We start from the raw sequence: 6,387 nt of genomic DNA on the forward strand, positions 1-6,387 counted from the left end.
GCAAAACTCATTGCGCTCCAGGTCGGGATCGGCGGCCATGGGCCGGCCGTTCCTTTGGACAGGCGCGTGCGGCGCCGAACGCATCATTTTTCCATGTTGGGGTGGCCGCGCCGAGCCCGCCCCGCGCCGCTCAGGACTGGGCGTCCTTCGTCGAGGCCGTGGCTGCCCTGACGAAGGGTCAGGCCGGGTGGCCGGCCGAAGTCGGTCTCGCCCGCCGCTGGTACGAGCCGCATCTCGAGCGCGTGCATGACGACGCGGCCGTTCGCGCGGCGGATCTTCTGCAGCTCGAGCAGATCGCCTCCGGCTACCCGTCGCGCGAGCGCTTTCTCACGGAGCTCACGCTCGATCCGCCGGACGCCACCAGCGATGAGAGCGGCCCGCCCCATCTCGACGAGGATTACTTCATCCTATCGACGATCCATTCCGCCAAAGGGCAGGAGTGGCGATCCGTCTTCGTGCTCAACGGCGTCGACGGCTGCATGCCGTCCGACCTCGGGGTCGGCACCTCGGCGGAGATCGAGGAGGAGCGCCGGCTGCTCTACGTCGCCATGACGCGCGCCAAGGACGACCTGCGCATCATGTTGCCGCAGCGCTTCTTCGTGCACCAGCAGGCAGCGCGCGGCGACCGCCACGTCTATGCGTCCCGCACCCGCTTCATCACCGCCGCGATGCTGGAAAAGTTCGAGAGCTGCTCCTGGCCGCCGGCCTCCGCGGAATCCGCCGCCCGGCGGCCCCTCGCCCAGGTCGACATCGGCGCCCGCATGCGCGCGATGTGGCGCTGACGATAGCCCTCGGCCTCTCCGCCTTTTTGGGCGCCGGCAAGTTGTGGATGCCGAAACCCTACCGCGCTACTCTCCTTTGATCGCGTCGGCACAAGACGCGGAAGGAGGACAGCGATGCAATGGCTTCAGCTGACGACGCCCGGCAAGCACGAGATCTTCGTGAACATGTCGCTTGCGGTCCATATGCGCCGCTTCGGCGACAAGACGACGATCGACATGCTGACGAGCTCCATGGACCGGACGCATTGCGTCGGAGTCATCGAGACGCCTGAGGAGATCCTGCAGAAGATGTGCGACTGCGGCTGGGTTTCACGGCAGGAAGGCGCGGAGAAGCCGGCCTCACCGCCCGTGCCGCACTGACGACGCAGCCGATCAGCGCTTGAGACCCAGCGAGTTCAGCGCCGCCTCGTAGTCGTCGAACATCTGCGCGCCCTCCTCGCCGAACCGGCGAAGCGCGCCCCAGGTGTAGATGCCGGTATCGTGGCCGTCGTCGAACACGAGGCGCACGGCGTAGGACCCGACCTCCTGCACGTCGCGGATCTTCACGTTCCGCTTGCCGGGCACGATGGTCTTCTGCTCCGGGGAGTGACCCTGGACCTCGGCGCTCGGGCTTTCCACGCGCAGAAGCTCGGCCGATATGTCGTGACGCGCGCCGTCCGCCCAGGCGACCGCCAGGGTGCGCCCGTCGCTCGACAGCCTCAGCTCGACCGGCCATTTCTCCGCGTCGGACATCCGATCACCTTTGAAGACGGGCGCCTTTACGGGCGGCGCTCGGGCGCCTAGCTTGTGAGGGACCTTCCCGCCTGACGCAAGCGCCGCAGAGCCTTTGTCAGCATCTCCGGCCAGCCGCCGGAAAACATGAGGCTATCCGCGTTCAATGGACATGCCGTCGCCGATCGCCCCCGTAGCGCCCCTGATCGACCCGTTCCAGCGCGCGATCACCTATCTGAGGGTGTCGGTGACCGATCGCTGCGACTTCCGCTGCGTCTACTGCATGTCCGAGCAGATGACCTTCCTGCCGAAGCGGGAGTTGCTGACACTTGAGGAGCTCGACCGCCTGTGCTCGGCCTTCATCCGTCTCGGCGTGCGCAAGCTCCGCCTGACGGGCGGCGAGCCGCTGGTCCGGCGCAACCTGATGGAGCTGATCCGCTCGCTCGGTCGTCACCTCGATTCCGGCGCGCTCGAGGAGCTGACGCTGACCACCAATGGCAGCCAGCTCGAGAAATACGCGACCGAGCTCTACGCGGCCGGGGTCCGGCGCATCAACGTGTCCGTGGACACCCTGGACGAGGCCAAGTTCAAGGCCGTGACCCGCTGGGGCGACCTGCGCCAGGTGCTCGCCGGCATCGAGGCGGGCCTCGCCGCCGGCCTCAAGATCAAGATCAACGCGGTCGCCCTGCGGGACGTCAACGAGGACGAGATCGCCGACATGGCGGTGTGGGCCCATTCCAAGGGCATGGACCTCTCGCTGATCGAAACCATGCCGCTCGGCGACATCGAGGGCGACCGGACCGATCAGTATCTGCCGCTCAGCCTGGTGAAGGCGCGGCTCGCCCAGCGCTTCACGCTGAACGAAATCCCGTATCGGACCGGCGGCCCCGCCCGTTATGTCTCGGTGGCCGAGACCGGCGGCCGGATCGGCTTCATCACCCCGCTGACGCACAATTTCTGCGAGAGCTGCAACCGCGTGCGCGTCACCTGCACCGGCACTCTCTTCATGTGCCTGGGCCAGGACGACGCCGCCGATCTTCGGACGCCGCTGCGCGCGAGCTCCGACGACGAGCTGCTGGTCGAGGCGGTGCGGGAGGCCATTCGGCGCAAGCCAAAGGGCCACGACTTCATCATCGACCGCCGCAACGCCAAGCCGGCGGTCGGCCGGCATATGTCGACGACGGGCGGCTGACCGCCGCGATCACCTGACGACGGCGATCTTTCCCGGCCGCGTCGCCTCTGGCGCCGGGCGCTCCAGCGCCTCCAGGAAGTTGTTCCGCCACCAGGCGACGTCGCGGTCCCGGATCCGCTCGAACATCCTGCGCCAGCGGTCCTGCCGCTCGTCGAGCGGCATCTCCAACGCGCGCACGATCGCGCCCGCCGTGCCGTCCACGTCGTAAGGATTGGTCAGCAGCGCGCCCTCGAGCTCGCAAGCCGCGCCCGCGAAACGCGACAGCAGCAGAACGCCCGGATCCTCCGGATCCTGGGCCGCGACATACTCCTTGGCCACGAGGTTCATGCCGTCCCGCAGCGGCGTCACGAGGCCGACATGCGCCATCCGGTAGAGGCCGGCGAGCGTGTTCCGGCTGACCGTGCGGTTTACGTAGCGGATCGGCGTCCAGTCGAGCTCCGCATGGGCGCCGTTCACCCGCCCCGCGAGCTCCGCCACCTCGCGCTCCATTGCGACATATTCCGGGACCTCGCCGCGGGATTTCGGCGTGACCTGCAGGTAGGTGCAGCGGCCCCGCCACATCTCGTCCAGCGTGAGGAAAGTCTCGTAGGCCTGGATGCGCTGCGCGATGCCCTTGGAGTAATCGAGCCGGTCGACGCCGATCAGCAGCTTGCGGCCCTCGAGGCTCTCCCGCATCCGGCGGACCAGCGCGTGGCGGTTGGCTGAAGCGGCCGTCGTGGCGAAGACCTGCGTCTCGATACCCACGGGGAAGTCGTCGACCGTGATGGCGCGGCCGTAAACCAGGAACCGGCCGTCGGGTAGCCTGCGACCGACCCCCTCCCGGCGAACGTAGGTCTCGAAGTTCTCGACGTCGGGCGGCGTCTGGAATCCGACGACGTCATAGGCGGCGAGCCTGCGCACGATGTCGGCATGGTTCGGCAGCACCGTGAAGATGTCGTGCGGCGGGAACGGGATGTGCAGGAAGAAGCCGATCCGGTTCTGCAGACCAGCGGCGCGCAGCTCGGCGGCGAGCGGGATCAGGTGGTAGTCATGCACCCAGATGATGTCGTCGGGCCGGATCAGGGGCAGCAGCTGCTTCGCGAACAGCCTGTTCACCCGGTAGTAGCCGCCGAGATTGACCCGGGTGAACTCCGTCAGGTCCATCCGGTAGTGGAACAGCGGCCACAGCATCCGGTTGGAGAAACCGGCGTAATAGTCGTCCAGGTCGCGCTCGCCGAGGTCGAGAAGACCGTAGGTGACGCCGTCGCTTTCGACGAGCTCCGGCGCCTCGGGCTCATCCTGCCCGGGCGGAAGCGTGCGGCCGCTCCAGCCGAACCAGATGCCACCGCGTTCCTTCATGGCGCCAGAGAGCGCGACTGCAAGCCCGCCGGCCGGCGGCGTGCCTGGCTCCGGCGCGGGAACGCGGTTCGAGACGACGATCAGGCGGCTCATGCGTCCATCCTTGCGTCGCTCACCTCGGGTTTGGTCCGGGACGCATCAAGGCGTCCGCCTGATTCTTCCATCATCATCATCGCCCGGCACGTTAACGCCTAGCCGCCATGGGTCGTTCCGGGACCCGCAGCCCTCTCATCCCGCCTCGCCCACCCGCTCAAGCCATTGATCTTCGGTGAGAACTTCAACGCCGAGATCGCGGGCCTTGGTGAGCTTCGAGCCCGCGCCCGGGCCCGCGACGACGATATCGGTCTTGCCCGAGACCGAGCCGGAGACTTTCGCGCCGAGTCGCTCGGCCATCGCCTTGGCTTCGTCGCGCGTCATGCGCTCCAGCGTCCCGGTGAACACCACGGTCAGGCCGGCCACGGGCGAATCGCTCGCCGCCTCCTCCATCGGCGCCGGCGTAACTTCGGCGAGGAGCGCGTCCAGCGGCGGATCGTTCTTCGGCTCCTGAAAGAACTCGATCACCGCATGCGCCACGACCGCGCCCACGCCTTCGATCGCTACCATCTCCTGCCAGGCCTCGTCGCCCTTGTCCTTCTTGACGGCGGGGTCCGGCGGCGTGGCGGTCTTGGCGGCCGCCCGAAGGGCGTCGAGCGTCCGGTAGTGCCGCATCAGCCGCTTGGCGTTGATCTCGCCGACATGGCGGATGCCGAGGCCATAGAGCAGGCGGTTGGGGGGCCGTGACCGGGCCTCGTCGATCGCGGCCAGCAGATTGTTGACGGAAGTCTCGCCCCAGCCGTCGCGGTTCTTCAGAGGCGTGAGCGGATCCTGTCGCTCCCGGAGCCGAAAGATGTGAGCGGGCTCGCGGACGAGTCCCCACTCGTAGAACGCCTCGATCTGCTTCTCGCCGAGCCCCTCGATGTCCATGGCGTTGCGCGACACGAAGTGGCGCAGGCGCTCGACCTGCTGCGCGCGGCAGATCAGGCCGCCGGTGCAGCGGCGCACCGCCTCGCCCTCCTCGCGCACCGCATGGCTGCCGCAGGCCGGGCAGACGGTGGGGAAGACGTATGGCTGCGCCCCTTCCGGACGCTTCTCCGCCACGACCGAGACGATCTGCGGGATGACGTCGCCGGCGCGCTGCACGACGACCGTATCGCCGACGCGGACGTTCTTGCGGGCGATCTCGTCCTCGTTGTGCAGCGTGGCGTTCGCCACCACCACGCCGCCGACCGTGACAGGCTTCAGCTTCGCGACGGGGGTGAGCGCGCCGGTGCGGCCGACCTGGATGTCGATCGCCTCCAGCACGGTCACCGCCTGCTCGGCCGGGAACTTGTGGGCGATCGCCCAGCGCGGGCTGCGCGAGACGAAGCCGAGGCGGCGCTGCAGGTCCAGCCGCTCGATCTTGTAGACGACGCCGTCGATGTCGTAGCCGAGCTCGGCGCGCACGGCCTCGATCGCGTGGTAATGCGCGAGCAGGTCTTCCGTGCTGGTGAAGACCTTCATCAGCGGGTTGGTCTGGAAACCCCAGCGGCCGAGATTGCCGACCATGCCGGTCTGCGTCGTGGCCGGCACAGCGCTCGCCTCGCCCCAGGCGTAGGCGAAGAACCGCAGCGGACGCTGCGCCGTCACGTTCGGGTCGAGCTGGCGCAGGCTGCCGGCCGCGGCGTTGCGCGGATTGGCGAAGATCGGCTTGCCGGCGGCGGCCTGCCGTTCGTTCAGCGCGCGGAAGTCGGCGTGGCTCATATAGACCTCGCCGCGCACCTCCAGCACCTCGGGGACGTCGTCGCCGACAAGACGCTCGGGCACGTCGGCGATGGTCCGCAGGTTGGCGGTGACGTCCTCGCCGACGGCGCCGTCTCCGCGCGTCGCGCCGCGGAGGAAACGGCCGCCCTCGTAGCGCAGGGAGGCGGACAGGCCGTCGATCTTCGGCTCCGCCGCGATCGCAAGCTCCTGATCGGGCCTCAGGTCGAGGAAGCGCCGGACGCGGGCGGCGAAATCCGCCACCTCCTCGTCCGAGAACGCGTTGGCCAGCGACAGCATCGGCACGGCGTGCCGCACCTTCGCGAAAGCCTCCGACGGCGCGGCGCCGACGCGCTGGCTCGGACTGTCGGGCGTCTTGAGCTCGGGGAACTCGGCTTCGAGCGCGTCGAGCCGCCGCCGCAGCTCGTCATAGGCGGCGTCCGAAATGGTCGGCGCGTCCTGCTGGTAATAGCGGCGGTCGTGCTCGGCGATCTCCGCGGCGAGCGCGGCATGTTCGCGGGCCGCGTCCGGGAGCGCCGGCGGCAGCTCGCCCCCAACCTGCTTCGCGCTCACGCCGCCCCCTCCAGC

General features: G+C 68.7%; 6 protein-coding genes. 3 read left to right on the top strand and 3 right to left on the bottom strand.

The features are described from left to right. Positions 1-782 (top strand): 3'-5' exonuclease (locus ACIKT0_RS11215; protein WP_407105428.1); only part of this gene is annotated, 782 nt, incomplete at its 5' end. Between the two features lie 114 nt (positions 783-896). Then, positions 897-1,142: a hypothetical protein gene (locus ACIKT0_RS11220; RefSeq protein WP_407105429.1), complete on the top strand. Its 246-nt coding sequence runs from the start codon at positions 897-899 to the stop codon at positions 1,140-1,142. 12 nt (positions 1,143-1,154) lie between these two features. On the opposite strand, the gene ACIKT0_RS11225 is transcribed toward ACIKT0_RS11220, so the two are convergent. After that, positions 1,155-1,514, bottom strand: a complete 360-nt coding sequence (locus ACIKT0_RS11225) for a gamma-butyrobetaine hydroxylase family protein (protein WP_407105430.1) — start codon at positions 1,512-1,514, stop codon at positions 1,155-1,157. Positions 1,515-1,659: 145 nt separating this feature from the next. Between ACIKT0_RS11225 and moaA the strand changes: the two genes are divergently transcribed. After that, on the top strand, positions 1,660-2,685 hold the full coding sequence (moaA, locus tag ACIKT0_RS11230; protein WP_407105431.1) for a GTP 3',8-cyclase MoaA: 1,026 nt from the start codon (positions 1,660-1,662) through the stop codon (positions 2,683-2,685). 9 nt (positions 2,686-2,694) lie between these two features. Here moaA and otsA read toward each other — a convergent pair whose 3' ends face one another. Further along, positions 2,695-4,116 (bottom strand): alpha,alpha-trehalose-phosphate synthase (UDP-forming), encoded by a 1,422-nt coding sequence (otsA, locus tag ACIKT0_RS11235; RefSeq protein ID WP_407105432.1) that lies wholly within the window; start codon positions 4,114-4,116, stop codon positions 2,695-2,697. Between the two features lie 135 nt (positions 4,117-4,251). Beyond that, positions 4,252-6,372 (bottom strand): NAD-dependent DNA ligase LigA, encoded by a 2,121-nt coding sequence (gene ligA, locus ACIKT0_RS11240; RefSeq protein ID WP_407105433.1) that lies wholly within the window; start codon positions 6,370-6,372, stop codon positions 4,252-4,254. Positions 6,373-6,387 lie beyond the last annotated feature (15 nt).

The sequence above is a fragment of the Hansschlegelia beijingensis genome, from assembly GCF_045505405.1.
Taxonomy (GTDB): domain Bacteria; phylum Pseudomonadota; class Alphaproteobacteria; order Rhizobiales; family Methylopilaceae; genus Methylopila; species Methylopila beijingensis_A.